At 62.0% G+C, this 503-nt stretch carries 1 pseudogene; it reads right to left on the bottom strand.

The features are described from left to right. Positions 1-503 (bottom strand): annotated as a pseudogene (locus tag EN852_RS34965) (ABC transporter substrate-binding protein); the annotation flags it as partial.

The following is a 503-nucleotide window of genomic DNA, read 5'->3' as shown; positions in this document are numbered from 1 at the left end:
CGTAGCCCATCATGCCACCGAGCGGGTTGGCTTCCAAACCCTTCACCTTGCTGGAGAGGGCATCGACGTTGGAAATATAGGCCGGGATGATGGTGCCGGCCTCTTCGGCGATCATGCCCTGCATCTGGCCGTAGATTTCCTTGCGCTTGGCCTGGTCGAGCGAGCCGCGCGCCTCGACGAGCAGCTTGTCGAACTTCTCGGACTTGTACTGGCTCTCGTTCCAGGGCGCGTTGGAAGCGTAGAGGAGCGAGAACAGGATGTCCGGCGTCGGGCGCGGATTGATGTTGCCGAAATGGACAGGCGCCTTGAGCCAGTAGTTGTCCCAGTACCCATCCGACGGAACGCGCTGTACGTCGAGCTTCATGCCGATGTCGGCGCCCGCGGCCTGGATGATCACCGCCATGTCGATCGACGAGGTGGCGGCTTCGGAGGCGATCACAGGGATGGACTGGCCGAGCAGGCCTGACTTCTGGAAGTGGAACTTCGCCTTGTCGGGGTCGAAC

It is taken from the genome of Mesorhizobium sp. M2E.F.Ca.ET.209.01.1.1 (genome assembly GCF_004010375.2).
GTDB lineage: Bacteria > Pseudomonadota > Alphaproteobacteria > Rhizobiales > Rhizobiaceae > Mesorhizobium.
This window is presented reverse-complemented; position numbering and strand designations above follow the sequence as displayed.